A 26,641-nucleotide genomic window follows, 5' to 3' on the forward strand; every position below is an offset into this window, starting at 1 on the left:
AGAAAACTTATTATAATCCATAAGTTTCTTATTATTTACTTATTTAGAAAGTTGTAATAAAATATTATCGTAAGGTATTGAAAAGTTTGTCTACATTTTATATTCAGACAACTTAGCCACGTTTAACAGGGGGGAAACATAATGGTCAAACATAATCCATTTCAATCACGTGCAACTTTTGAACTAGATGGAAAGACGTATCATTATTATCAATTGAAAGCGCTTGAAAACGCAGGGGTTGGCAACGTATCTCAATTACCATATTCCGTGAAAGTTTTACTTGAATCTGTACTTCGTCAAGTAGATGGACGCGTAATTACAGAAGAACATGTTACAAATTTAGCGAAATGGGGAACGAAAGATGTTCAAGATATCGATGTTCCATTTAAACCATCTCGTGTAATCTTACAAGACTTCACAGGTGTTCCAGCTGTTGTAGATTTGGCTTCGCTTCGTAAAGCAATGGCAGATATGGGCGGGGATCCTGATAAAATTAATCCAGAAATTACTGTAGACCTTGTAATTGATCACTCTGTACAGGTTGATAGAGCGGGTACGGCAGACTCGCTTGCATTCAACATGGACTTAGAGTTTAAACGTAATGAAGAACGTTATAAATTTTTAAGCTGGGCACAGAAATCATTTGATAACTACCGTGCAGTTCCACCAGCAACAGGTATTGTACACCAAGTAAATCTTGAATATTTAGCACCGGTTGTTCATGCGGTGAAAAATGCTGAAGGTGACTTAGTTGCATACCCAGATTCATTAGTTGGAACAGACTCACATACAACAATGATTAATGGTATCGGTGTTCTTGGATGGGGCGTTGGTGGTATTGAAGCAGAAGCAGGAATGCTTGGACAGCCTTCATATTTCCCAGTGCCTGAAGTAATCGGTGTGAAATTAACTGGTACACTTCCAAGTGGTACAACAGCAACTGATGTTGCATTAAAAGTAACACAAGTATTACGTCAAAAAGGTGTAGTTGGTAAATTTGTTGAGTTCTTCGGTAGTGGACTGAAGAGCATGCCTTTAGCTGACCGTGCAACAATTTCAAATATGGCACCAGAATACGGTGCAACTTGTGGATTCTTCCCAATCGACGACATTTCATTAGAATACTTACGTTTAACAGGTAGAGATGAAGAGCAAATTCGCGTTGTTGAAGAATATTGTAAAGCAAACGGTTTATTCTATACAGCAGATAGTAAAGATCCAATCTATACTGATCTTGTTGAAATTGATTTAAATGTAATCGAATCTAACCTTTCTGGACCGAAACGTCCGCAAGATTTAATTCCGCTTTCAAATATGAAAGAAGAGTTCCATAAAGCTGTTTTAGCACCAGTTGGAACACAAGGACTTGGATTCAATGAGCAAGAGTTTGATAAAGAAGTGAAAGTTACATTAAAAGATCAAGAAGTAACGATGAAAACAGGCGGAATTGCAATCGCTGCGATTACAAGCTGTACAAATACGTCAAATCCATACGTATTAATTGGAGCGGGATTAGTTGCGAAGAAAGCGATTGAAAAAGGACTTAAAGTACCTGGTTACGTAAAAACATCATTAGCACCAGGATCTAAAGTTGTTACAGAGTACTTAGATAAGTCTGGTTTAACAACGTATTTAGATCAATTAGGTTTCCAAACAGTTGGTTACGGCTGTACGACTTGTATTGGTAACTCTGGTCCATTAGCAGAGGAATTAGAAGAAGCAATCGCAGCAAACGATTTATTAGTAACATCTGTTTTATCTGGTAACCGTAACTTTGAAGGTCGTATTCATCCACTTGTAAAAGCAAACTACTTAGCATCACCACCACTTGTTGTGGCATATGCACTTGCAGGTACTGTTGATATTGACCTGAAAAATGATGAAATCGGTAAAGATGTAAATGGTAATGCTGTTTACTTTAATGATATTTGGCCATCAGCTAAAGAAATTGAAGATGTAGTTCAAAGTGTTGTTACATCTGAATTGTTCAAAAAAGAATATGCACAAGTATTTAACAGCAATGAGCGCTGGAATGAAATCCAAACTTCAAATGAAGCTTTATATACTTGGGATAATGATTCAACATACATTCAAAACCCACCGTTCTTCGAAGGATTATCTAAAGAGCCAGGTGAAGTTGAAACGTTATCAGGTTTACGCATAGTTGGTAAATTTGGAGATTCTGTAACAACAGACCATATTTCACCAGCAGGTTCAATTGGTAAGCACACGCCAGCTGGACGTTATTTACTAGAAAACGGCGTACAACCAGTTGACTTTAACTCTTACGGTTCTCGTCGTGGTAACCATGAAGTTATGATGCGTGGTACATTCGCAAACATCCGTATTAAAAACCAAATCGCACCAGGAACAGAAGGCGGATATACAACATATTGGCCAACTGGTGAAGTAACATCTATCTATGATGCTGCGATGAAATATAAAGAAGATGGCACAGGCCTTCTAGTTGTTGCTGGTAAAGACTACGGTATGGGAAGTTCTCGTGACTGGGCTGCGAAAGGAACAAACTTATTAGGTATTAAAGCAGTAATCGCAGAGAGCTTCGAGCGTATTCACCGCAGTAACTTAGTGTTAATGGGTGTATTACCACTACAATTTAAAGATGGCGAAAGCGCTGAAACGTTAGGTCTTGTTGGTAACGAGTCATTTGAAATTCAAATTGACAAAACAGTTAGACCACGCGATCTTGTAAAAGTAGTTGTAATCGATTCAGAAGGAAAAGAGAAGCAATTTGAAGTAGTAGCTCGTTTCGATAGTGAAGTTGAAATTGACTACTACCGTCACGGTGGTATCTTGCAAATGGTTCTTCGTTCGAAAATCGAAGAGTCTAAAGTGTCAAACTAAATAATTGAAATGAATGATAAGGAAGCTAACATTTGTTAGCTTCCTTACTTTATGTACAGAGGAAAGGGATGAAACCAATTTGGTTTCATCCCTTTCCTTTTATTATGCAAAATTGGAGGAATGACAATGAATGAGTATAGAAGAATAATGTTGCCGCTACTACAAGAAAAGCTATTGTTAATTAGTGCGATTTGTAGCGGGATAGTAGCTGCCATTTTAAACTTATCCCGTCCGCTATTTATGGGGCTAATTGTAGATAACCTTATTCAGCGGGAGTTAAAAGGTGCGTATGTATATATTGCTTTGTTTGCAGGGAGCCGCTTTTTGATGTGGGTGAACAATCTTTTATTTGATTATGTAAGCTCAAAAGCAAGTCAGCGAATATTACGAGAGAAGCGTATAGACTTATTACGTCACTTTTTTTCATTACCGTTTGAAGAAAGTGAGAAGGTAAAACAAGGAGAGCTAGAAACATTAGTCGTTTCTGATATTCCAAATTGGGTAAGGTTATATGGATCTATATTAATTGAATATATTCATGCACTTGCGCAATTTATTGGTGCGTTTATAGCGCTACAACATATAGATATACAATTCATATGGTGGGTAACTCCGTTTTTATTTTTAAGTGCAATTGTTCCAATGCTTATGGGGAAAAAAGTAAGAAATATTGCGAGTATTGCTCAAAAGAATCATTCAAGTGTTGTAGAGATGATGTCACAGTTTGTAAAAGGTATACAAGATTTGCGTAGTTTACAAAAAGAGAGCTGGGCAATTAGCTTATTTAAAGGAGTGACAGTAAAATCTTATAAAACAGAAGTAAAGAAGACGATGTTGCAACAGTGTATTGGGATAGTTGGAACGGTAATAGAAACAGGCGCATATGTAGTCGTTCTTATTATAGGTGCACAAAAAATAATGAAGGGGGAAATGGAAGTCGGTTCGCTTGTGGCGGTATTAGCTACAATTGAGATGTTATTTTACCCTGTTCGTTATGCAAGTGATTTATTGATGATGACACAAGTTGCTATCGCTTCGGCCAGTCGAGTTTTTGGCTTTTTAGATATACCGGCTGAATACAGAAATGTAGAGAGAGCGATGGGAATGAAATTAACAAATGTTTCATTTCAAGAGAACGGTGAAGAGAGAGGTAGAATTAAAAATATTCATTTGCAAATTAATCCTGGCGAACTCGTTATCATTGTGGGGGAAAGTGGTGCAGGTAAAACGACGCTTTTAAAATTAATTACGGGTTTATATAAACCATCTAATGGTGGTATTGCTTATTACGGAAATAAAGCTAGCATGACTACTATGTGGCAGGAACCTCGATTTTTTCGAACGACAGTAAAAGAGAATATGTATTTTGGGGGAAAGGTCTTAGAAAAACAGTTAGAAAAAAATATTGAACTTGTAAATGCGAAGCCGATTATTAGGAGTTTATCTGAAGGTATTCAGACTGTACTACATAAAAGCGGTGAAGAATTTTCGGGAGGAGAGAGAAAGCGTCTTGCGTTATTGCGAGCGATTGTATCAAATCCGAATCTCATTATTTTAGATGAATCGACTGCGGGATTAGATCCGAGCAATCAAGAAGTGGTTTGGAATATGCTTAAAGGGCTAGGGGGGAATGTAACGAGAATTGTGACGACACATGATATCGAGAGGGCGATGATAGCGGATCGGGTTGTTGTCATGAAGAATGGAATTATTGTGGAATGTGGGAATCCTAGAGAACTATTAAATTGTAAGTCATTGTTTAAAGAGATGCTAATAAAAAGATAAGAGCTATATAGCGCTCTTATCTTTATTCACTCTTATTAAGTTGGTACGTATATGATTCAGTATCGCTAGTACTAAACTCTTTGACTAGAGTAAGTTCATTTGTATCCGGATTATATTTGAAGATTTTGACCGTATGTTCGCTACTTAGTGATGGATTATATTCTTGAATAGCAAATGTATTTTCAGCAATCTGTGTCATATTACTGGTGGAAACATTTTCTATGGAATCATGATTTGTAGAAATTTCAACGACTCTTCCACCGTTGAAAAATAAGAGGACGATTACTAAAATAACTAAACATATTCGTATATAGCGAAGTTCTTTACTTATAGGATGTTCTCCCAAAATAATCATCCTTTCTGTAACTATTGTATAGAAGTGGTGGTGATAGTCATTGTAAAGAAACTAACAATACCGAGACCAGCTAAAAGGATAAATGAGATTAAAGCGATATAGAGACAAATACGTCCAACTCGCTTTTTTTCAGGATCTTTACTGAAGAGCGAGATGATCCAAGTGATAATCCCGATTGGGGAAAATATAAAACTAAGAATATATAATAGTATTTTTTCAAATAAATTCATAAAAATCCCCCTTTTTGAAAGCTCTACATGTGCAGTTTTCTTCGTATTAGCGCTGCTGTTATGTAGGAAAGTACAGAATAAACAGCACTATAAACAATCCAAGCGTCTGAGTTTTGTAAAGCTAGGTGTATATCAAATCCAGAGACGATAATGAAAAATATAAGTGGAACAGTAAAAGAAATAATAATTGCAGCCTATTTGAATTTGTATAGCAAGCCGCTAAAACAAACACATAGTAATGGTAAAGTGAAGAAAACAAAAGTGAAAGGGTTGATAAGTAATTGTAAAATACATATCACCTCGCAATTTTTATATATATTTCTAATTATATGATAAAAAGGAAAATATTTCATCTTAGTTAAAAATATTCCGACTATTTTGAATGTGAATATTTCCAAGCTTGTCCGTATAAGCTAAAATAAGGTATATAGTATTTTGATGATTATGTTATAAGAAGATAAACACGTTAGGGTGATATAAAATGTGGCGGAAGCTTACGATTATTGTAGTGTTACTTTGTTTAGCGGGATATGCAGCTTATGATCAGTTTGGTAAAAAAAATCAAGCGGTACAAGGGAAGCAAGAAAAAAGTGAAGCTGTTATGAAAGAGATGATTGCAAGGAACGGTATTGAAATAGGGAAGAGTGCACCTGATTTTGAATTAACGAAGTTAGATGGAACAAATGTAAAGTTATCAGATTTAAAAGGAAAGAAAGTGATTTTAAACTTTTGGGCAACGTGGTGTGGCCCATGTCAGCAAGAAATGCCCGATATGGAGGCCTTTTATAAAGAGCATAAGGAAAATGTAGAAATTTTAGCTATTAACTATACTCCTTCAGAAAAAGGGGGGGGAGAAGAAAAGGTAAGCAACTTTGCGAAGGAAAAAGGAATTACTTTTCCTATTTTATTGGACAAGAACATTGACGTGACAACAGCATATAAAGTGATTACGATCCCAACCTCTTATTTTATAGACACAAAAGGGGTCATTCAAGATAAGTTTATTGGACCAATGACACAAAAAGAGATGGAAAAAAGGATTGCTAAATTAAAATAATGGTGAAAAGGTAGAGGTGGAAAGTTATCATTTCTGCCTTTTCTTTTTCGCGTAGTGATAGCAGCATGTTATGATAAAAGAAATATAAACGTTTAGAGATAAAGGAGTGTATGGAGTGGGGAATGTATCCTTACCGTTAGATTATGTTGTAATTGATTTTGAAACAACAGGATTTAACCCTTATAATGATAAAATTATTCAAGTAGCAGCAGTGAAATATCGTAATCATGAACTAGTAGATCAGTTTGTTTCCTATGTGAATCCGGAGCGTTCAATTCCGGACCGAATAACGAGTTTAACAGGTATTACAAATTATCGTGTTTCAGATGCACCGACGATTGAAGAAGTATTACCTTTATTTTTAGCATTTTTACATACAAATGTAATTGTCGCTCATAATGCATCTTTTGATATGCGTTTTTTGAAAAGTAATGTAAATATGCTTGGGCTACCGGAGCCTAAAAATAAAGTGATTGACACTGTGTTTTTAGCAAAGAAATATATGAAGCACGCGCCTAATCATAAACTTGAAACGTTAAAGCGAATGCTTGGAATTCGCTTAAGTTCTCATAATGCATTTGATGATTGTATTACGTGTGCGGCAGTTTATCAAAGATGTGCATCTATTGAGGAAGAAGGAAAAAGAAAAGTGCAGAAAGAAGTGCTTGATGAAACGGTAGCATACGAAGCAGTAAAAGAAATTCTTATGCGAAATAAACGTGATATCGAATGGATTCGCTGTATGAATGTCGGGAGCTATTTAGATATAAAAGCTTTTTACCCAATTATTAGGATGAAGGTAAACGGGCGAAAGAAATATGTGTTAACAGAAAAAATGGAAGACGATGTAATTGGTATTTGTACGAGCTTAACGTGTGAGGCAGCATTGAAAAGTGAGATTGGCAACACGAGAATTATGATTGACATTGTAGAGGACATTTTCAAGCTAGAGAGCTACATTTTAGAAGAATACGATTCTGTATTGCGAGCACTGCATGAATATAGAGTGAATGAAGAAGATGCTGATGAAGAAATTAAAAAATATTTAAATATAATGATGTGAAAAAATCCCATGCGTAATATTTGCGTATGGTTTTTTTGTTAAAACATAAAATTTTCTTGCAAATCTGATTAAAGAGTTTTTCATTTGCTCATACTATGTAATAAGAAAACGTAGAAGAAAGGGTGAGCAGCATGAGAAGAAGTCGCCGTAGATCGTTTGAAGAACTTGTAAATGAAAATAAACAACAATTATTAAGTGATCGTGATGCAATGGATCGAATTGAAAAACGTATTGAAAAACGTTATGCAATGAAACTTTTTAAGCAGGCTGAATAATTCTTAACACTAGTACGATACTAGTGTTAAGGAGGCGATAGTAATGGGTAATCCGAAAAAGAATTCAAAAGACTTTGCACCAAATCAAATTGGAACACAATCGAAAAAAGCTGGTGGGAATAAAGGAAAGCAAATGCAAGACCAAACTGGTAAGCAACCGATTGTTGATAACGGTTAAAAAAGGAGAATGTTATCATTCTTCTTTTTTGTGAGGGAATTAAAGATATATTTTTAACAGGAATATGAAAAAAGGGCTGACTTTCGTCAGCCTTTTTTCGTGATTGTAAAGTTTTCCACGAGTAAACGCCAATTTTGTGGGAATGGTAGACCAATCTTCCAATAGCTAATGCCGCCTATTCCTTGTTCTTTCATTAAATTAAATTTACTTTGAACGGACCGTGAATCTTCAAACCAAACTTCGTGTTGTACGCCGTTTTCGTCAAAGTAATTGAAATGAGGAGCTTGAGCCGTGAAATCATAGCGGATAGGAACATTGTATTTACGAGCTAGTGCAACAGCTGCAACAGAGCTAATTGCTTTTGCAGGTGGATTTCCTTGTTTGAACGGCAGTTTCCAATCGAAACCGTATAAATTTTGACCCATCATAATTTTTTGTGGTGGCATTTGAGATTTTGCATATTGAAGTACCTCTTTCACAGGACCAATAGGAGAAATCGCCATCGGTGGCCCGCCTTGCCAACCCCAGTCGTATGTCATAATGACGACAAAATCAACAATTTGTCCTTGTGCTTTATAATCATGAGCTTCAAAAAATTTCCCTTTTTGATTGGAACTTGTTTTCGGTACAAGCGTTGTACTTAATGTGTACCCGCTAGGTAAGCGCGTTTTTATATTTCGTAAAAAACGATTATATGCTTCGCGATCTTCAGGTGCTACATTCTCGAAATCAAAATGAATATCTCGCATGCCGTATTTTTCAGCTGTTTGCAAAATGTTCGTAATAAATTTGTTTTGAATCGTTGCGTCGCGTAAAAAAACAGATGCCAGTTCGGTACTGAAATTTCCATTTTCAATATTTGTAATAACGAGCATAGGGATGGTTTTCCCTTGCGTTGCAATATTAGCGATTTTAGCTGTTTCTGTTGGTTCTTTTAAAGTGCCGTCTCGTTTTGCTTCGAAGCTGAAGTAGGCTAAATATGTTAAAAATGGATTAATAGCACGTGTAGCATTTACTAAACTTTCTTTGATCGGTATTGTTGAAGGTTGTAAATAAGCGATGGATTCTACTGCTCGTTTTGTTCCTTTCGGTATATATAATTGTTGTCCGACATGAAGAATAGATTTTAATGAAAGGTTATTAACTTTAGCTAAACTGGCGAGAGGAACGCTATATGTTTGAGAAATTCGATAAAGGCTGTCACCAGGCTGTACATAATAGTTATTGCCTTTTGTATTAACGATAAGTGCCTGACCAACAACGAGTGTTTCGGCTGGGTTTAGTCCATTGTCTTTTACAATTTCTTCAGGTGTAGATCCATATTTTGATGCTAAACTATAAACACTATCACCGCTACGAACAGTTACAATTTGAATCATGTGTTTGCCCCTTTCAGTAAAAGATTCACTGTTTTTATTTTATTTTTGATTCCACTGTATTATGATTAAATGTATGCAAGGTAGCAGAAGTGAAAGAAGGCGAATAGAAATGTTTGTAGCAGAACATGAAGTTGAAATCCGCTATGCGGAAACAGACCAGATGGGTGTTGTTTACCATTCAAACTATTTAGTGTGGCTGGAACTTGGGCGCACGAAACTTATACAAGAATTAGGATTTTCGTATGTTGAAATGGAGAAAGAGGGAATTATCTCTCCTGTATTAGACTTGCAAATTTCATATCGTAAAGCGATGCGTTACGGTGAAAAAGCAATTGTGAAAACGTGGATTGATACTTTGAGCCCGCTTCGTGTTGTATATGGTTATGAAATTTATAACGGTGATGGCGAGCTTTGTATTACTGCAAGTACAACGAATATTTGTGCGAAAAAAGAAGGGTTCCGCCCTGTATCATTTAAAAAATTATATCCTGAGTGGTATGCGAAATATGAGGAAATTAAAAAGAAATAAAAAAAAGCGTGGCAGAAGCCACGTTTTTTTTATTTTTCATAATTAAATTGAGGGAAATCATCACCGTCGTTAAGTGTAACTAATAAATTATGTCCATCGAAGAACCACTCATCATCGCCTTCAATAAAGAAGTTAATACCTTCTTCTTGCATTTGAACAGCAGGGTGCGCAGGATCATCTTTACGAATACCTAAAGAAAGTCCTTTTTGCACAGTACTGCAACCACCGTATTGTACGAAAAAGCGTATTGTTTCACCTGATTGTAAGTGTAATTCGTTTTTATACCATTGTGCTGCTTCTTTTGTTACGGAAAGATTCATGTATAGTTCCTCCAAATTATGTTGCTTTTTCTTTAGTATAAAAAATAACGCAAAAAGACGCTATTAATATGCTTCACGTTTTCTTTTTGCGTTATGTGGGTTACAATCTTATTTTTGCTTTTTTGAAAAATTTGCTTTTGGTTCAGTTTTATTTATAATTCGTCCGATATTTGCACGGTGTTTATAAATAACCATACCTGCTAATAAACACATCGCAATAATGAAGATTCTATCCCCGCTAACAATGGATGCAATAACAGCAACGATAGCTGTTATCATAGAAGAAAGTGATACGTATCTTGTTGTAAATAAAAGGCTGAAAAAGACAACAGCTAATATTGCAAAAACAACTGGTGAATAGCATAATAATACCCCGGCAGAAGTTGCAACTGCTTTCCCCCCGCGGAATTTTGCGAAGATCGGATAGACATGTCCAAGAACAGCGGCTAATCCAAACCATAGTGGGTGAATATCTGCCCCGAAAATAATCGGTAGAGCTGTTGCTAATGTACCTTTTAAAATGTCAGCAATTGTTACGATAAAACCTGCTTTTTTCCCTAATGTACGGAATGTATTAGTTCCGCCTAGATTACCGCTTCCATGCTCACGAATGTCGATTCCATAACCGATTTTTCCAACGACTAATGCAAATGGAATCGAACCGAGCAAGTAGGCAACGATAAATAAAAGATATGTAATAATCATGAGTTCAGTCTCCTTTATACAAATGTGTTGATAAAGGGTAAAAAGAGTTTTTCCCGTATATTGTACCATATATTTGTAAAGAGCACATTTCTTTTTTATAAATGAAAAAGTCATTAATTTTTAAAAAAACTTTCACAGGAATGTTACATTTTTCACAGGAACAGAAGAACTATATGTTGTATGATTTTAATCAAAAGACAACAACATGTTGGTGGAGGGTTATGAATGTTGAAACAAAATGTACGTGGAGAAGAATTAATGAAAGTATTTGAGACAATTATTCACGGTAATGAACAAGATTTAATGCAGGAAAATGCAAATGTAGATGGCCGATCTCCAATGGGAGTAATGGGAACGTTCGCATCTGAGAGCGCAAAGTATTATGCAGTAGAAAAATTATTATCAGATCAAGTGAAAAAAGCGATAGATCAAAATATATTATATCCACATGATTTAGATTTTTATGCAACAGGAACGACGACTTGTTCGCAAATTCCGTTAGCGCAAATGCTTGCTAACGGTTTTCATACTGGACATGGACATATGAGACAACCGCAAGATATTAAAAGTGCGTTGGCGCTTTCTTCAATTATTTTTCAGGCGAATCAAAATATGCAGCACGGTGGTCAATCGTTTGCACTCTTTGATATTGATCTAGCTCCATATGTGAGAAAAACAGTAGAGAGACATAAAAAACGATTGCAGTCATATCCGCTTACGAAAGAACAAATAGAGGGATTTGCATGGAAAGAAACAGAAAATGATACGTATCAGGCGTGTGAGGCTTTCGTTCATAATTCAAATAGTATGCATAGTAGGGGGGGGGGACAAGTACCGTTTATTTCTATTAACTACGGAACAGATACATCGAAAGAGGGACGGCTTTTAATTAAGCAACTTTTAAAAGCGACGCAAGCTGGACTTGGTAAAGGGGAAACACCGATTTTTCCTATTCAAATTTTCAAAATGAAAAAAGGCGTGAACTTTGAAGAGTGTGATCCGAACTATGATTTATTTGAATTAGCGTTAGAAACGACAGTTGAGCGATTATTCCCTAACTTTTCGTTTTTAGATGCCCCGTTTAATGCTGTGTATTATGATGGTCGACCTGAAAGTGAAGTATGTTATATGGGGTGTCGTACTCGTGTTATGTCTAATATACATGGGGAAGAAACAGCAATTGGAAGAGGGAATTTATCGTTTACTTCTATTAATTTAGTGAAATTAGCGCTAATTAGTGGTTCAAAAGAAGCATTTTTTGAAGCGCTAAGTTATTATTTAGATTTAGGCGTTAAGCAATTATTAGAGAGATTTGCTTATCAATGTACAAAGAGAGCAAGAGATTTTCAGTTCTTATATTCACAAGGTGTATGGCGTGGTGGAGAAACGTTACAACCTGAAGATGCTGTGGCGCCGATTTTAAAACAAGGGACGTTAAGTCTTGGCTTTATCGGTCTTGCAGAATGTTTAGTAGCGTTAACAGGAAAGCACCATGGAGAAAATGAAGAATCGTGGAAGCTTGGATATGAAATCATTTCCTTTATGAGGAAGAGAATGGATAAGGCTACGGAAAAACATCAACTCAATTTCTCTGTAATTGCAACGCCAGCAGAAGGGTTATCAGGAAAGTTTGTGAAGAAAGATAGAGAAGAATTTGGTGTAATTAGCGGTGTGACAAATCATAATTATTATACAAATTCGTTCCATGTACCGGTGTATTACAATATTCAAGCTATAGATAAAATCCGATTAGAAGGACCGTTTCACGCTCTTTGTAATGGCGGACATATTACGTACATTGAACTAGATGGTGCAGCTGTGCATAATCAAAAGGCGTTAAAGCAAATTGTACTAGCGATGGCGCAGTACGGAGTAGGATACGGCTCAATTAACCATCCTGTCGATCGTTGTAAGTGTTGTAGTTATCATGGCATTATCGGGAATGAATGTCCGAGCTGCGGAAATGAAGATGAGAATGAAATAGAAAGAATTCGCCGCATAACAGGATATCTTGTAGGAGATATGTCAAAGTGGAATAGCGCGAAACGTAGTGAAGAGATGGATCGGGTGAAGCATAAATGAAAGTTATGAATATCATTCATGATAGTGTAGTAGATGGAGAAGGGTTGCGGACAGTCGTGTTTTTTGCGGGCTGTCCGCATCGTTGTATCGGTTGCCATAATCCGAAATCATGGAATGTTTGCAATGGAACTGAAATGACGGTAGAAGAAATTGTGAAAGAGATTGAAAAAAATTCATTAACCGATGTAACATTTTCAGGTGGAGATCCATTTTTTCAAGCTGCTGAAGTGAAAAAAGTAGCAAAAGCAGTGAAGGATTTGAGAAAAAATCTATGGATTTATACAGGTTACACGTTAGAAGAGATACAGAGTGCTCAAAATAATGATATGATAGAATTGTTACATTATGGGGATGTTTTGGTCGATGGAAGATTTGAACTTGATAAAAAAGATTTAACACTTCCATTTCGCGGAAGCTCCAATCAACGTATTATTCGATTGAATGAGTAAAAAGGCGGGATAGGTTATATGAATAAAACAGTATTACTTGTTGAAGATGAAAGAAGATTACGTGAAATTGTTAGTGATTATTTTCGTAATGAAGGCTTTGAAGTAATCGAAGCGGAAGATGGAAAAAAAGCGCTAGAATTATTTGCTGAACATACAATTGATTTAATTATGTTAGATATTATGTTACCAGAAATAGATGGTTGGTCTGTTTGTAGACGAATTAGAAAAGAGTCAGCGGTACCAATTATTATGCTGACAGCACGTTCTGATGAGGATGATACATTACTAGGCTTTGAACTAGGTGCAGATGAGTATGTAACAAAACCTTTTAGTCCGAAAGTGTTAGTAGCTCGTGCAAAGACGTTATTGAAACGTGCGGATGGAGCGATAGGAGTATCAGAAGAAAATACTATGTCATTAGCTGGAATAGAAGTGAATCGACTATCTAGAACAGTTTTAGTAGATGGAGAAGAAATTATATTGACACATAAGGAGTTTGAGCTTCTCGTTTATTTAATGGAGAACAAAGGAATTGTGTTGTCACGCCAACATCTATTAGATCAGTTATGGGGATATGATTACTACGGTGATGACCGAACGGTTGATACACATATTAAAAAACTGCGAAATAAGCTAGGAGATAAGGCGAAGCATATCGGCACTGTTATTCGAGTAGGTTACAAATTTGAAGAATAACCTTTAAGTTACTATGCATCCCGGCTTTGCGATATAGCAAATTTACACTCTCCTTTGTAGGTGAAATGTACAAAAAATACTTTTCTTATCTACAATGATAGATAGGAGTATTTTTTAAATTGGATTTCACGATGAGTTCACAAGAAGGACACAAACTGTGACTATACTGAAAGTACGAATTCACCAGAGAGGGGAAATAAAAAATGGGATATTACGACGGACCAAATTTGAATGAAGAGCATAGTGAAACGAGAGAAGTGAGAAAATCAGGCAGTAAAAAAGGTTATTTCTTCACAGGTTTAGTGGGAGCTGTAGTCGGGGCGGTTTCGATTAGTTTTGCAGCACCTTATATGCCATGGGTGCAAAATAATGGAGCTGCAGTTTCATCATTCAATTCTAATAAACAAGTAGAAGGTACTGTAGTTCCTGTTGTCAATAAATCAAAAAACGAAACTGATTTGCCAGGTATGGTTGAAGGTGCAAAGGATGTTGTTGTTGGTGTAATTAATATGCAACAAAGTATTGATCCGTTTGCAATGCAACCGACAGGTCAAGAACAACAAGCTGGTTCAGGATCAGGTGTTATTTATAAAAAAGCAGGAAATAAAGCATATATCGTAACGAACAACCACGTAGTAGATGGAGCGAATAAACTTGCTGTGAAACTAAGTGATGGAAAGCAAGTTGATGCAAAATTAGTTGGTAAGGATCCTTGGTTAGACTTAGCTGTTGTTGAAATTGACGGATCTAATGTAAATAAAGTTGCAAGTCTAGGTGACTCCAGTAAACTTCGTGCTGGTGAAAAAGCGATCGCAATCGGTAACCCACTTGGATTTGACGGCAGTGTAACGGAAGGTATAATCAGTAGTAAAGAACGCGAAATTCCAGTTGATATTGATGGGGACAAACGCCCAGATTGGCAAGCACAAGTTATTCAAACAGATGCAGCGATTAACCCTGGTAATAGTGGTGGTGCATTATTTAACCAAAACGGTGAAGTAATCGGTATTAACTCAAGTAAAATTGCGCAGCAAGAAGTTGAAGGAATCGGATTTGCAATTCCGATTAATATTGCAAAACCAGTCATCGAATCGCTTGAAAAAGATGGAGTAGTGAAACGTCCAGCTCTTGGAGTAGGTGTCGTTTCATTAGAAGATGTGCAGGCTGCAGTAAACCAATTAAAGGTACCTAAAGAAGTAACAAATGGCGTTGTACTAGGTAAAATTTATCCAATATCACCGGCAGAAAAAGCTGGTTTAGAGCAATATGATGTTGTAGTAGCATTAGATAATCAAAAGGTAGAGAATGCTCTTCAATTCCGTAAATATTTATATGAAAAGAAAAAAGTAGGCGAGAAAGTAGAGGTTACATTCTATCGCAATGGCCAAAAAATGACGAAATCAGCTACGTTAGCAGATAATTCAGCTACAAAGAATCAATAAATATAAACTTTAATCAGTGGAGAGTTCTCTTCCTTCTGCTTATTAGCGTACATCAATCGGAATAAAAGAAAGTCTCTTTCATGTTGAAAGAGACTTTCTTTATCGGATATAATAAAGGTATAGGAGGGATTAATTATGACAATTGAAAACCCAACTCGTACGGAAATTGGTGAAGTATTGAAGAAAAGTAAAACGATTGCAGTTGTTGGATTATCAGATAAGCCAGAACGCACATCATATATGGTTTCAAAAGCAATGCAAGATGCTGGGTATCGCATTATTCCAGTAAATCCAACAGTAGATGAAGTACTCGGAGAAAAGGCGGTTTCTTCACTGACGGATATTAAAGAACATGTGGATATCGTAAATGTATTTCGTCGCTCAGAATTTTTAAAGGATGTTGCGAAAGAGTTTGTAGAGATTGATGCAGATGTTTTCTGGGCACAACTAGGAGTACAAGATGAAGATACATATAAACTTTTACAAGAAAAAGGCTATACAGTAATAATGGATCGTTGTATTAAAGTAGAGCATGTAATGACAAAATAGTATAGACTTTAAAGATAGAAAGATTGATTCAGCCCTCGCTTTTTACATAAGTAGGGCGGATGAACGAGGTGTTCATCATGAGATTTTTTAAAGGCTGTTTTTGGGGATTGTTACTTGTTATCCCGTTTTGGATATTGATCATTTGGATCATGAAAAAGGTCTGGAATGTATAATATTGGAATGCATATCCATTTCTCGTTGACAAACGATTATTTTTCTGAAATAGTAGCCTAGAGGAATCCTTGTGAAAAAAACAAGGATTTTTCTATTGAAAATAGTATATAAAAGAGATAAGATAACTTGCCAAAACTATAGTCGAGGCGTTATTCTATAATAGAAACATATGTTCTTATTTGATTAGGAAAGGGGCAAGGAGTTTGGCGAAGCATCAGTTCCAATACAATGAAGATGCAATTCAAGTGTTAGAAGGACTTGAAGCCGTTCGAAAACGCCCGGGTATGTATATCGGGAGTACGGATAGCCGTGGATTGCATCATTTAGTATATGAAGTAGTAGATAACTCCGTTGATGAAGCATTAGCGGGATTTGGCGACGAAATTTCTGTCGTAATACATAAAGATAATAGTATTAGCGTAATTGATAAAGGGCGAGGAATGCCTACGGGAATGCATAAGCTTGGAAAACCGACACCTGAAGTTATTTTAACTGTACTTCATGCTGGTGGTAAGTTTGGCCAAGGAGGCTATAAAACGAGTGGAGGTTTACACGGTGTTGGGGCATCAGTTGTAAACGCCTTGTCAGAATGGCTAGTAGTAACGATTAAGCGTGATGGTAGCATTTATGAACAACGCTTTGAAAATGGTGGTACTCCTGCAACGACGTTAGAGAAAATCGGGAAAACGAAAGAGTCTGGTACAACGATGCACTTCAAACCAGATACAACTATTTTCAGCACAACAAATTATAATTATGAAACATTATGTGAGAGATTACGTGAATCTGCATTCTTATTAAAAGGAATGAAAATCTCGATAAAAGATGAACGTAATGATTTAGAAGATGTGTTTCATTATGAAACAGGAATTGAGGCTTTCGTTTCATACTTAAACGAAGAGAAAGATTCAATTCATCCAGTTGTATATTTCTCGGGTGAGCAAAATGGAATTGAAGCAGAGTTAGCGTTTCAGTTTAATGATGGTTACTCAGAAAACATTCTTTCATTTGTAAATAATGTACGTACAAAAGACGGTGGTACACACGAAGCTGGATTTAAAACAGCAATGACACGTGTGTTCAATGAGTATGCTCGTAAAGTTTCTTTATTAAAAGAAAAAGACAAAAATTTAGAGGGTACAGATATTCGTGAAGGATTAGCTTCGATTGTTTCTGTACGTGTACCAGAAGACGTACTCCAGTTTGAAGGGCAAACGAAAGGGAAACTAGGTACAAGTGAAGCTCGTTCTTCAATTGATGCAATTGTATCTGAGCATTTAGCTTACTTTTTAGAAGAAAACCCAGATGTAGCTACACTTCTTGTGAGAAAGGCGATTAAAGCAGCGCAAGCACGTGAGGCTGCTCGTAAAGCGAGAGAAGAAGCGCGTACTGGTAAGAAGAAGAAAAAATCAGAAGGTACTTTAAGCGGGAAGTTAACACCTGCACAATCACGTAATCCTCAGAAAAACGAATTGTATTTAGTAGAGGGTGACTCGGCTGGTGGTTCAGCAAAGCAAGGGCGAGATCGCCGTTTCCAAGCGGTGCTACCATTACGTGGTAAAGTAATTAACACGGAAAAAGCAAAGCTTGCTGATATTTTTAAGAATGAAGAGATCAATACGATTATTTACGCAATTGGCGGCGGCGTAGGGAATGAGTTCGCTGTTGAAGATATTAACTACGATAAAGTTGTTATTATGACCGATGCAGATACGGATGGAGCACATATTCAAGTGTTACTACTGACATTCTTCTACCGTTATATGAAACCACTTATTGAAGCTGGTAAAGTATTTATTGCACTTCCACCTTTATATAAAGTAAGTAAAGGAAAAGGGAAAAGTGAAGTAATTGAATATGCATGGTCTGATGAAGAATTAGGTGGTGTAACGAAAAAGGTCGGTAAAGGCTATATGTTGCAGCGCTATAAAGGACTTGGCGAAATGAATGCCGATCAATTATGGGAAACAACGATGAACCCTGAAACACGTACATTAATTCGTGTGAAAATTGATGATGCATCAAGAGCTGAGCGCCGAGTTACGACATTGATGGGGGATAAAGTAGAACCTCGTCGTAAATGGATTGAGCGTAATGTACAATTTGGTATGCAAGAAGAAGGAAATATTTTAGAAAATGAAATGATTATGGAGACGGAGGTGGAATAACATGCAGGCAGAGAAGTTTCATGACCTCCCGCTTGAAGACGTGTTAGGTGACCGCTTTGCACGTTATAGTAAATATATTATTCAAGACCGCGCGCTTCCAGATGCGCGTGATGGTTTAAAACCGGTACAAAGACGTATTTTATATTCTATGTATGTAGAAGGAAACGTACATGATAAAGCGTTTCGTAAATCAGCTAAAACAGTAGGTAATGTTATCGGTAATTATCATCCACATGGTGATTCCTCTGTATATGAGGCGATGGTCCGTTTAAGTCAAACTTGGAAAGTACGTAATGTTTTAGTTGAAATGCACGGAAATAACGGTAGTGTTGATGGGGATCCAGCAGCGGCAATGCGTTATACGGAAGCACGTTTATCACCAATCGCATCTGAGTTATTACGTGATCTTGATAAAGAAACAGTAGAATTCGTGTCAAACTTTGATGATACGAGTGAAGAGCCTGTTGTATTACCGGCAATGTTCCCGAACTTATTAGTGAACGGATCTACAGGGATTTCCGCTGGTTATGCAACAGAAATTCCACCGCATCATCTTGGAGAAGTAATTGATGCTACAATGATGCGTATTGATCAGCCAAATAGTTCTGTGGAGGACTTGTTAACAGTTATTAAAGGACCAGATTTCCCTACAGGTGGTATTATACAAGGGATAGATGGCATTAAAAAAGCGTATGAAACAGGTAAAGGTAAAATTATTATTCGCGGAAAAGCAGAGATTGAAACGATTCGTGGCGGGAAGCAACAAATCGTTATTACAGAAATTCCGTATGAAGTAAATAAAGCGAATCTTGTTAAGAAAATGGATGAATTACGTATAGATAAAAAGCTAGATGGAATTGCTGAAGTACGTGATGAGACAGATCGTACAGGTCTTCGTATCGTTGTAGAATTAAAAAAAGAAGCGAATGCTGAAGGTATTTTAAATTATTTATATAAAAATACAGATTTACAAATTCCATACAACTTTAATATGGTAGCGATAAATAATCGTCGTCCGACACTTATGACATTACCTAAGATTTTGGATGCATATATTGGGCATCAGAAAGAAGTTGTTACGAGACGCTCACAATATGAATTACGAAAAGCAGAAAATCGTCAACATATTGTAGAAGGTTTAAAGAAAGCATTATCAATTTTAGATGAAGTGATTGAAACGATCCGTGGGTCTAAAGATAAGCGTAATGCGAAAGATAATTTAAGTGCGAAATTTGGATTTACAGAGGCGCAGTCAGAAGCAATTGTTTCACTGCAATTATATCGTTTAACGAATACAGATATTACAGCACTAGAGCAAGAAGCAGCTGAACTCAGTAAGAAAATTATAGAGTTACAGTCGATTCTACAAAGTGAAAACAGACTTTTTCAAGTTATTAAAACAGATTTGAAGAGAGTAAAGAAAACATATAGTGATAATCGCCGGGCGATAATTGAAGAGGAAATTGAAGAAATTAAAATTGATGTGGAAGTTATGATTCCGCAAGAAGATGTCATCGTTACTGTAACGAAAGAAGGATATGTGAAACGAACAGGTTGGCGTTCGCATAATGCATCGAACGGGAAATACTTCGGTATGAAAGAGGGTGACATCTTACTTGAGCGTTTCGATACAAACACGACAGAAACCGTTCTTTTATTTACGAACAAAGGAAATTATATTTATCTTCCTGTGTATGAAATGCCAGAAATTCGTTGGAAAGATTTAGGTCAACACGTTGCGAATCTTGTTTCACTCGAGCGAGATGAATCGTTAATTTGGGCAACAGTCGTACCGAATTTTGAAGAAGAAAAACGATTTATCGTATTTGTTACACGGAACGGTATGATTAAGAAAACAGAATTAAACCAATATAAAGTGCAGCGTTATTCACGGGCGTTCGTTGCTGTAAACTTGAAAAAAGATGATGAAGTTATTGATATATTTGCGACAGATGGGACAAGTGATATTGTTCTTGCAACACATGGTGCATATGCACTTGTATTCAATGAAGAAGAAGTAAGCCCAGTTGGTGTAAGAGCAGCTGGTGTGAAAGCAATTAACTTAAAAGAGGATGACTACGTTGCTTCTGGTAAACCGTTAAATGGTGAAAAAGATCAACTTATTCTCGTTACGCAGCGCGGTGCTGTGAAACGTATAAAGGCATCGGAAATTGAGAAATCAACGAGGGCGAAGCGAGGCCTCGTAATTTTTAAAGAGTTAAAACGTAATCCGTACCGCATTGTCGGTATTGAAATTGTTCGAGATGATGAATTAGTTTACATGAAGACAGAGAAACACATTGTAGAAGAAATTGATCCGAAAGCATTTCGAAATAAAGACCGGTATAGTAATGGTAGTTTAGTACTAGATGTTAATGATACTGGTGAAGTAATTGAAACGTGGACGAAGAAAAGAACGGAATAAAGGGAGCATCTTGCTATGAATGATAGCAAGATGCTTTTTTCTAAGCAAATCATTATGTATATAAAAATAATCTTGTTATAATAATGGAATGAAATCGTTCTCATAAAGTGAAACTTTAATCAGTGGGGATTTTCTTTATCCCCACTGATTATTAGTTGAACCAATCGGGCTTTTACGAGCAGTTGATTCCTCACCTAATTTCTTTGCTTTCGCTGAATTTTGAGGTAGGAATCTTACTGCCCGTTAAAGCGGGACAAATGGAGGGGCAACATGAAAAAAATAGGTGTAGGGATTGTAGGATTTGGATTTTCTAGTACAACATTTCACATCCCGTTATTACAAACGATAGAAGAGTATGATATTCGTGCTATTTTATCATCCAAAGAAGAATTAGTGAAACAAGCATTACCAAATGCTGAAGTTGTTGGTACAATTGATGAATTAGTAAACCGAGCTGATATTGACTTAGTGGTCATTACTTCACCGAATACAACTCATTTTCCATATGTAAAAGAAGCGATTGTACACGGTAAGCATGTTGTTGTGGAGAAACCATTCGTTGTTTCAATTGAAGAGGGAGAAGAACTTATTTCATTAGCGAAGCAACATAATGTCGTTTTAAGTGTGTATCACAACCGTCGTCTTGATAATGATTTCTTAACGATAAAGAAATTATTACAAGAAAATAGAATAGGGAATGTATACGCATATGAAGCGCATTTCGATCGTTTCCGTCCACATGTACGTGATCGCTGGAGAGAAAAGAATTTACCAGGTTCAGGAATTTTATATGATTTAGGATCGCATTTAATGGACCAAGCATTAGCTTTATTTGGAAAGCCAGATGCTATAAATGCAGATGTAATAAAACAACGACCAGGTGCAGAAATTGATGATTATTTCCATGTTGTACTTCACTACGGAGTAAAGCGTGTCATTTTACATAGTAGCAGTTATGTGAAACAAGCTGGACCACATTTTACACTGCATGGAGATAAAGGTTCTATTGTGAAGTATGGTATGGATTCACAGGAAGAACAATTAAAGACTGGAATGAAGCCAGGGGATAATGGTTATGGAGCAGACCCTGAAGAGAATTTTGCTACTTTAGAAACAGAAGAAGCGTTAGTACGTATTCCAACAGAAGTCGGCTGTTATGACATGTATTATAAAGGTGTAAGAGATAGTATTGTAAATGGTGAGAAACCACCTGTAACAGCAGAAGAAGGCTTGGAAGTTATTAGACTTATTCAATTGGCAATTGAAAGTAGTGAAACTGGTAGAGTCATTTCGGTAAAATAAAAAAGACACGATTCTGTGTCTTTTTTATTTTTGCGGAACAGAAAGTCCGTAAAAGAACATCGTAACTATATTTTGTATATGTTTTTCTCGGTCTCCTTCAAGAAGCTGTGCCCCGAAATTATCACCTAATTTAGTGAACATTTGAATGTACAGTAACATCATTTCTTTTGAAAGATGAGGATTAATTTCATTTTTGCGCTGTGCTTGTTCTAATATTTCTAAATACCAAGGCAGGATTTTTTCGTTTTGATAACTATAAATAAATTCTCGGAGCTCTTCGTCTCTTTGCATCATTTGTAGTAGCATATCAGGCTGAAATAATCCGCCCGTATTCATTTTTCTTACAATCATTTTTTGCATCATATCATGAAAAGGTAATTTTTCTTCTGTAAGATCTTTATAATATTGAAATTCAGATATTATAAATTCTTGTATAAGTTCCCTAAATAATGCATCTTTACTTCCAAAATGATTATAAATTGTAACTTGAGAAACGTTTGCTTTTTTTGCAATATGTTCTATTTTCACTTCATTAAATCCACGTTCTGAAAATAATACGAAGGCTGCCTCTTTAATGGCACGTTTTTTCTTTTCTTTCACTTTTTCAAAGCCGTTCAATACAATCACCTCATTTAAAATATACAAGAAAAAATAATTGAAAACAATATTTTTGAAATATGGACATATAAATATTTCAAAAAGTTGTTGCGAATATGAAAGATGAGGAGTACAATAATTTTGAAATATAACACGTTAAATATTTCAAAAAATGAGGTGGACTTATGATTTCAGTTCAAAATGTCACAAAACAGTTTTCAAATGGGAAAGGCTTGTTTGATATTACATTTGAATTGAAAGAAGGGGAAGTTTTTGGCTACTTAGGACCAAATGGAGCTGGAAAATCAACAACGATTCGTAATTTAATGGGGTTTATAAAACCAGCAGCTGGTAAAGCAACGATTTTTGGATTAGATTGTTGGGAAGATGCTTCGAAAATTCAAAGAGAAGTTGGCTATTTACCAGGAGAAATTTCTTTTATTGAAGGAATGAATGGATTAGAGTTTTTAAATTTGATGCAAGGTATGCGTGGGTTAAAAGATATAAAAAGACGAGATGAATTGATAGAACGTTTGCAATTCGATGTGAAAACACCAATTCGAAAAATGTCTAAAGGAATGAAACAAAAAGTAGGTATAGTTGCGGCATTTATGCATGATCCAGAAGTGCTAATTTTAGATGAACCGACATCAGGACTCGATCCACTTATGCAACAAGTATTTATAGATTTAATATTAGAGGAAAAGCAAAGAGGAAAAACAATCCTTATGTCATCACATATTTTCACTGAAATTGAGAGAACTTGTGACAGAGTAGCTATTATTAAAGATGGTTGCCTTGTAACAGTTGAAAACATTCATGATTTACAAGGCATGAGAAGACAGGTGATAGATGTAACAGTATCATCTCAAGAAGAAATCGAGTCTCTTAAACAATGTGATTTGCAATTTGAAGGGGTGAAAGGTAGAGAGGCATCAATTATTGTGCAAGGAAACTACCAAACTGTTTTACAAATACTTTCAAACTATAATGTAACGGCACTTCAAACGAGAGCGACGGATTTAGAACATTTATTTATGCATTATTACGAGAAGAAAGAAGGGATAAAGCATGAATAAACAATTATTTTTAGCTAGTTTGAAAGAAACTCAAAAAAGTATATTGAGCTATGCTACTGGTGCAGCTCTTTATTTATGGTTATTAATTTGGATATTCCCATCGATGGTTTCAGCGAAAGGGTTAAATGAATTAATAAGTGCCATGCCTGATAGTGTAAAAAAAATCGTTGGTATGGAAAGTCCAATTCAAAATGTAATGGATTTTTTAGCTGGGGAGTATTATAGCCTATTGTTTATTATCATTTTAACAATTTTTTGTGTCACGGTTGCAACGCATTTAATTGCTCGTCATGTAGATAAAGGGGCGATGGCATATTTATTAGCAACACCTGTATCCAGAGTGCAAATTGCAATTACACAAGCTACTGTTCTCATATTGGGGCTACTAATAATTGTAATTGTTACTTATGTAGCTGGTATATTAGGTGCAGATTGGTTTTTAAAAGATAATAACTTAAATAAAGAATTATTTTTGAAAATAAATGTATTCGGAGGGCTTATATTTTTAGTAGTTAGTGCCTATTCATTTTTCTTTTCTTGTATATGTAATGATGAAAGAAAGGCGCTTAGCTATTCAGCAAGTTTAACAATCTTATTTTTCGTATTAGATATGGTAGGGAAATTAAGTGATAAGTTAGAGTGGATGAGAAGTCTATCCCTGTTTACATTGTTTCGTCCGAAAGAAATTGCTGAAGGCACATATAATATATGGCCAGTAAGTATAGGTTTAACCGCTGGAGCGCTTTGTATCTTCATACTAGCAATTGTAGTGTTTAGGAAGAGGGATTTACCGTTGTAAAGTAGAAAGTCCACTGAGAAAGTGGGCTTTTTTTGTTTTTGTAGGAAAGAGATTTCTAGAATATACATTATTTATTAACGACAATCTACAGTCTGTTTATTAGAAAACATAATTAACGCTATTAAAATAGTGTATATGTAACGATGAAAAATGATGTTAAAAAACTATATAGAATTTTTATGAATATTACTGTAAAAAAATAATTTTTTAAAAATTTTCAATAATAACACTTTACAAATTTAAAAAAATTAGTAGAATAAGAAGTAGTAAGAATCGTCTGATAAATATATAAAGAAAAACAGAATTATCAGAAAATTCTTAAATAGATATCGTTTAGAATTAGGGAGGGTACAGAAAATGAAAAAGAAAAAAATGAAAAAACTAACAGCAGTTGTAGTACCGGTTTTAGCAATGAGCATGGCACTAACAGCATGTTCTACATCAGGCGGAGATAAAAAGACAAGCACAAACTCAAGTGGAGATAGCAAGTCAGAGGGGAAATTAGCGGCAAAACAAGTGTTAAATCGAACAGAAACAAATGAAATTCCAACGATGGATACTTCGAAAAATACGGATACACTTGGTTCGCAAATTTTAGGAAATACAATGGAAGGTTTGTATCGCCTAGATAAAGATAATAAGCCAACTCCAGCTGCCGCGGAATCTAGTACGAAAAGTGAAGATGGTAAAAAATATACATTTAAACTACGTAAAGATGCAAAATGGTCAAATGGTGATCCAGTAACTGCGAAAGATTTCGTATATGCATGGCAACGTCTATTAGATCCGAAAACAGCTGCTGAGTATGCGTTTATCGCATTCCCACTAAAAAATGCAGAAGCGGTTAATAAAGGAGAAAAACCTGTAACTGAATTAGGAGCGAAAGCGTTGGATGATTATACGCTTGAAGTTGAATTAGAGCAAGCGGTACCGTACTTCTTAAACTTAGTAGCATTTCCATCGTATTATCCACTAAATGAAAAATTTGTAAAAGAAAAAGGGGATAAATACGGTTTAGAATCTGATACAGTAGTTTATAATGGACCGTTCGTTCTTACTGACTGGAAACATGAGCAAGGTTGGAAGTTGAAGAAAAATGATCAATATTGGGATAAAAAGACTGTAAAATTAGATGAAATTAACTATAGCGTTGTAAAAGAGCAAGCAACTCGTGTGAATTTATATGATAGCGGTCAAGTTGACTTTGCTTTATTAAATGGTGAGTTTGTCGATAAATATAGAAATAAGAAAGATGAGTTTGGAACATATTCACAAGTGAGTACGTATTTCATCCGTCTGAATCAAAAACGTGGTGGACAAGATACACCGTTAAAGAGCAAAAAATTACGTGAAGCAATTGCGTTATCAATTGATAAAAAGAATTTAGCAACTGTTATTTTAAATGATGGCTCACAACCTGCTGATTTCTTAGTACCAAAAGGTTTAGCAACTGGACCGGACGGTAAAGATTTCCAAGAGACATTTAAAAATGGTCTGAAACAAGACTCCAAAAAGGCAGCTGCAGCATGGGAAGAAGCGAAAAAAGAGCTTGGCAAAGATCAAGTTACGATTGAATTTTTAAACTACGATACTGGTAATGCGAAAAAAGTTGGAGAATATATAAAAGATCAAATTGAGAAAAATTTAAAAGGTGTAACAGTAAATATTAAACTTCAGCCATTCAAGCAAAAACTAAAATTAGAAACTGAGCAAGAGTATGATATTTCGTTTGCTGGCTGGGGACCTGACTATGCAGATCCAATGACATTCTTAGATATGTTTGATTCTAAGCATTCTCATAACCAAATGAGCTTCTCTGATCCGAAATATGATGAAATGATCAAAAAAGCGGGCGGTGAATTAACGAATGATGCGAAAAAACGTTGGGAAGAACTAGGAAAAGCAGAGAAATTATTACTTGAAGAGGATGTAGCGCTTGTACCTATATACCAGCGTGGAGATGCTTACGTTTTACAACCAAATATAAAAGGCATTGTTCACCATAATATTAGTCCAGAGTATAGCTTTAAATGGGCTTATGTAACCGAGAAAGACGGGAAATAATAGAATTTAAAAAAGCATTCCAAAAGTAGCTAATCTACTTTTGGAATGCTTTTTTTAGTGTAATTAAATAGAGA

24 protein-coding genes are annotated in these 26,641 nt (G+C 35.8%); 18 read left to right on the forward strand and 6 right to left on the reverse strand.

Features of this window, described 5'->3' with window-relative positions; genetic code table 11:
- Positions 1-141 precede the first annotated feature (141 nt).
- Positions 142-2,865 carry an aconitate hydratase AcnA gene (gene acnA, locus ACE38F_RS11245; RefSeq protein ID WP_215553804.1) on the forward strand — a complete coding sequence of 908 codons (2,724 nt, stop codon included), beginning with the start codon at positions 142-144 and terminating at the stop codon, positions 2,863-2,865.
- Between the two features lie 126 nt (positions 2,866-2,991).
- On the forward strand, positions 2,992-4,650 hold the full coding sequence (locus ACE38F_RS11250; protein ID WP_375370879.1) for an ABC transporter ATP-binding protein: 1,659 nt from the start codon (positions 2,992-2,994) through the stop codon (positions 4,648-4,650).
- A gap of 22 nt (positions 4,651-4,672) precedes the next feature.
- Here the strand turns inward: ACE38F_RS11250 and ACE38F_RS11255 are convergent, their stop codons facing one another.
- Together ACE38F_RS11255 and ACE38F_RS11260 are read right to left on the reverse strand one after the other, a co-directional pair.
- A complete protein-coding gene (locus tag ACE38F_RS11255; protein ID WP_375370878.1) occupies positions 4,673-5,005 on the reverse strand; it encodes a YmzC family protein in 333 nt (110 codons plus the stop codon).
- Between the two features lie 11 nt (positions 5,006-5,016).
- Positions 5,017-5,235 (reverse strand): hypothetical protein, encoded by a 219-nt coding sequence (locus ACE38F_RS11260; protein WP_375370877.1) that lies wholly within the window; start codon positions 5,233-5,235, stop codon positions 5,017-5,019.
- Between the two features lie 481 nt (positions 5,236-5,716).
- Here ACE38F_RS11260 and ACE38F_RS11265 point away from each other — a divergent pair, with 481 nt between their 5' ends.
- The 4 genes from ACE38F_RS11265 (at position 5,717) to sspN (ending at position 7,808) form a co-directional block, all read left to right on the forward strand.
- Positions 5,717-6,292, forward strand: coding sequence for a redoxin domain-containing protein (locus ACE38F_RS11265; protein WP_215553802.1), 576 nt, complete (start codon positions 5,717-5,719; stop codon positions 6,290-6,292).
- A 115-nt stretch (positions 6,293-6,407) separates the two neighbouring features.
- The gene (locus ACE38F_RS11270) at positions 6,408-7,355 is read left to right on the forward strand and encodes a 3'-5' exonuclease (protein ID WP_375370876.1); all 948 of its coding nucleotides are present in this window, start codon (positions 6,408-6,410) and stop codon (positions 7,353-7,355) included.
- Positions 7,356-7,486: 131 nt separating this feature from the next.
- A complete protein-coding gene (locus tag ACE38F_RS11275; protein ID WP_215553800.1) occupies positions 7,487-7,630 on the forward strand; it encodes an FbpB family small basic protein in 144 nt (47 codons plus the stop codon).
- A gap of 43 nt (positions 7,631-7,673) precedes the next feature.
- Positions 7,674-7,808, forward strand: coding sequence for an acid-soluble spore protein SspN (gene sspN / locus ACE38F_RS11280; RefSeq protein ID WP_000527988.1), 135 nt, complete (start codon positions 7,674-7,676; stop codon positions 7,806-7,808).
- Between the two features lie 86 nt (positions 7,809-7,894).
- Here the strand turns inward: sspN and ACE38F_RS11285 are convergent, their stop codons facing one another.
- Complete coding sequence (locus ACE38F_RS11285; RefSeq protein ID WP_341306138.1) at positions 7,895-9,187, reverse strand: glycosyl hydrolase family 18 protein; 1,293 nt, start codon at positions 9,185-9,187, stop codon at positions 7,895-7,897.
- 109 nt (positions 9,188-9,296) lie between these two features.
- Here ACE38F_RS11285 and ACE38F_RS11290 point away from each other — a divergent pair, with 109 nt between their 5' ends.
- Positions 9,297-9,716: an acyl-CoA thioesterase gene (locus tag ACE38F_RS11290; protein ID WP_002160928.1), complete on the forward strand. Its 420-nt coding sequence runs from the start codon at positions 9,297-9,299 to the stop codon at positions 9,714-9,716.
- 29 nt (positions 9,717-9,745) lie between these two features.
- Here ACE38F_RS11290 and ACE38F_RS11295 read toward each other — a convergent pair whose 3' ends face one another.
- Together ACE38F_RS11295 and plsY are read right to left on the reverse strand one after the other, a co-directional pair.
- Positions 9,746-10,036 carry a HesB/YadR/YfhF family protein gene (locus ACE38F_RS11295; RefSeq protein ID WP_002146331.1) on the reverse strand — a complete coding sequence of 97 codons (291 nt, stop codon included), beginning with the start codon at positions 10,034-10,036 and terminating at the stop codon, positions 9,746-9,748.
- 108 nt (positions 10,037-10,144) lie between these two features.
- On the reverse strand, positions 10,145-10,741 hold the full coding sequence (gene plsY, locus ACE38F_RS11300) for a glycerol-3-phosphate 1-O-acyltransferase PlsY (RefSeq protein ID WP_215553799.1): 597 nt from the start codon (positions 10,739-10,741) through the stop codon (positions 10,145-10,147).
- A 225-nt stretch (positions 10,742-10,966) separates the two neighbouring features.
- Here plsY and ACE38F_RS11305 point away from each other — a divergent pair, with 225 nt between their 5' ends.
- The 8 genes from ACE38F_RS11305 to ACE38F_RS11340 all read left to right on the forward strand — a co-directional run bounded on the left by ACE38F_RS11305 (position 10,967) and on the right by ACE38F_RS11340 (position 22,028).
- On the forward strand, positions 10,967-12,823 hold the full coding sequence (locus ACE38F_RS11305) for an anaerobic ribonucleoside triphosphate reductase (RefSeq protein WP_375370875.1): 1,857 nt from the start codon (positions 10,967-10,969) through the stop codon (positions 12,821-12,823).
- Positions 12,820-13,272: an anaerobic ribonucleoside-triphosphate reductase activating protein gene (gene nrdG, locus ACE38F_RS11310; RefSeq protein ID WP_375370874.1), complete on the forward strand. Its 453-nt coding sequence runs from the start codon at positions 12,820-12,822 to the stop codon at positions 13,270-13,272. Before ACE38F_RS11305 ends, nrdG begins: the two co-directional genes overlap by 4 nt.
- A gap of 18 nt (positions 13,273-13,290) precedes the next feature.
- Positions 13,291-13,968, forward strand: a complete 678-nt coding sequence (locus ACE38F_RS11315; RefSeq protein WP_002111124.1) for a response regulator transcription factor — start codon at positions 13,291-13,293, stop codon at positions 13,966-13,968.
- A gap of 203 nt (positions 13,969-14,171) precedes the next feature.
- Complete coding sequence (locus tag ACE38F_RS11320; RefSeq protein ID WP_215553796.1) at positions 14,172-15,410, forward strand: S1C family serine protease; 1,239 nt, start codon at positions 14,172-14,174, stop codon at positions 15,408-15,410.
- A 135-nt stretch (positions 15,411-15,545) separates the two neighbouring features.
- The gene (locus ACE38F_RS11325) at positions 15,546-15,959 is read left to right on the forward strand and encodes a CoA-binding protein (protein WP_002137699.1); all 414 of its coding nucleotides are present in this window, start codon (positions 15,546-15,548) and stop codon (positions 15,957-15,959) included.
- A gap of 377 nt (positions 15,960-16,336) precedes the next feature.
- Positions 16,337-18,301 carry a DNA topoisomerase IV subunit B gene (parE, locus tag ACE38F_RS11330; protein WP_215553794.1) on the forward strand — a complete coding sequence of 655 codons (1,965 nt, stop codon included), beginning with the start codon at positions 16,337-16,339 and terminating at the stop codon, positions 18,299-18,301.
- Between the two features lies 1 nt (position 18,302).
- On the forward strand, positions 18,303-20,726 hold the full coding sequence (parC, locus tag ACE38F_RS11335; protein ID WP_341306141.1) for a DNA topoisomerase IV subunit A: 2,424 nt from the start codon (positions 18,303-18,305) through the stop codon (positions 20,724-20,726).
- Positions 20,727-20,996: 270 nt separating this feature from the next.
- Entirely contained in the window at positions 20,997-22,028 is a 1,032-nt protein-coding gene (locus ACE38F_RS11340; protein WP_341306142.1) for an oxidoreductase, read from the forward strand.
- Positions 22,029-22,052: 24 nt separating this feature from the next.
- Here ACE38F_RS11340 and ACE38F_RS11345 read toward each other — a convergent pair whose 3' ends face one another.
- The gene (locus tag ACE38F_RS11345) at positions 22,053-22,646 is read right to left on the reverse strand and encodes a TetR/AcrR family transcriptional regulator (protein WP_375370873.1); all 594 of its coding nucleotides are present in this window, start codon (positions 22,644-22,646) and stop codon (positions 22,053-22,055) included.
- Between the two features lie 164 nt (positions 22,647-22,810).
- On the opposite strand from ACE38F_RS11345, the gene ACE38F_RS11350 reads away from it, so the two are divergent.
- From ACE38F_RS11350 to ACE38F_RS11360, 3 genes are all read left to right on the forward strand, one after another.
- Positions 22,811-23,704 carry an ABC transporter ATP-binding protein gene (locus tag ACE38F_RS11350; protein ID WP_375370872.1) on the forward strand — a complete coding sequence of 298 codons (894 nt, stop codon included), beginning with the start codon at positions 22,811-22,813 and terminating at the stop codon, positions 23,702-23,704.
- On the forward strand, positions 23,697-24,503 hold the full coding sequence (locus tag ACE38F_RS11355; protein WP_375370871.1) for an ABC transporter permease subunit: 807 nt from the start codon (positions 23,697-23,699) through the stop codon (positions 24,501-24,503). Before ACE38F_RS11350 ends, ACE38F_RS11355 begins: the two co-directional genes overlap by 8 nt.
- 357 nt (positions 24,504-24,860) lie before the next feature.
- Positions 24,861-26,567, forward strand: a complete 1,707-nt coding sequence (locus ACE38F_RS11360) for a peptide ABC transporter substrate-binding protein (protein WP_002185195.1) — start codon at positions 24,861-24,863, stop codon at positions 26,565-26,567.
- Positions 26,568-26,641: the final 74 nt, after the last annotated feature.

Origin of the sequence: Bacillus altaicus, from assembly GCF_042136375.2 — a bacterium.
Taxonomy (GTDB): Bacteria; Bacillota; Bacilli; order Bacillales; family Bacillaceae_G; genus Bacillus_A; species Bacillus_A cereus_U.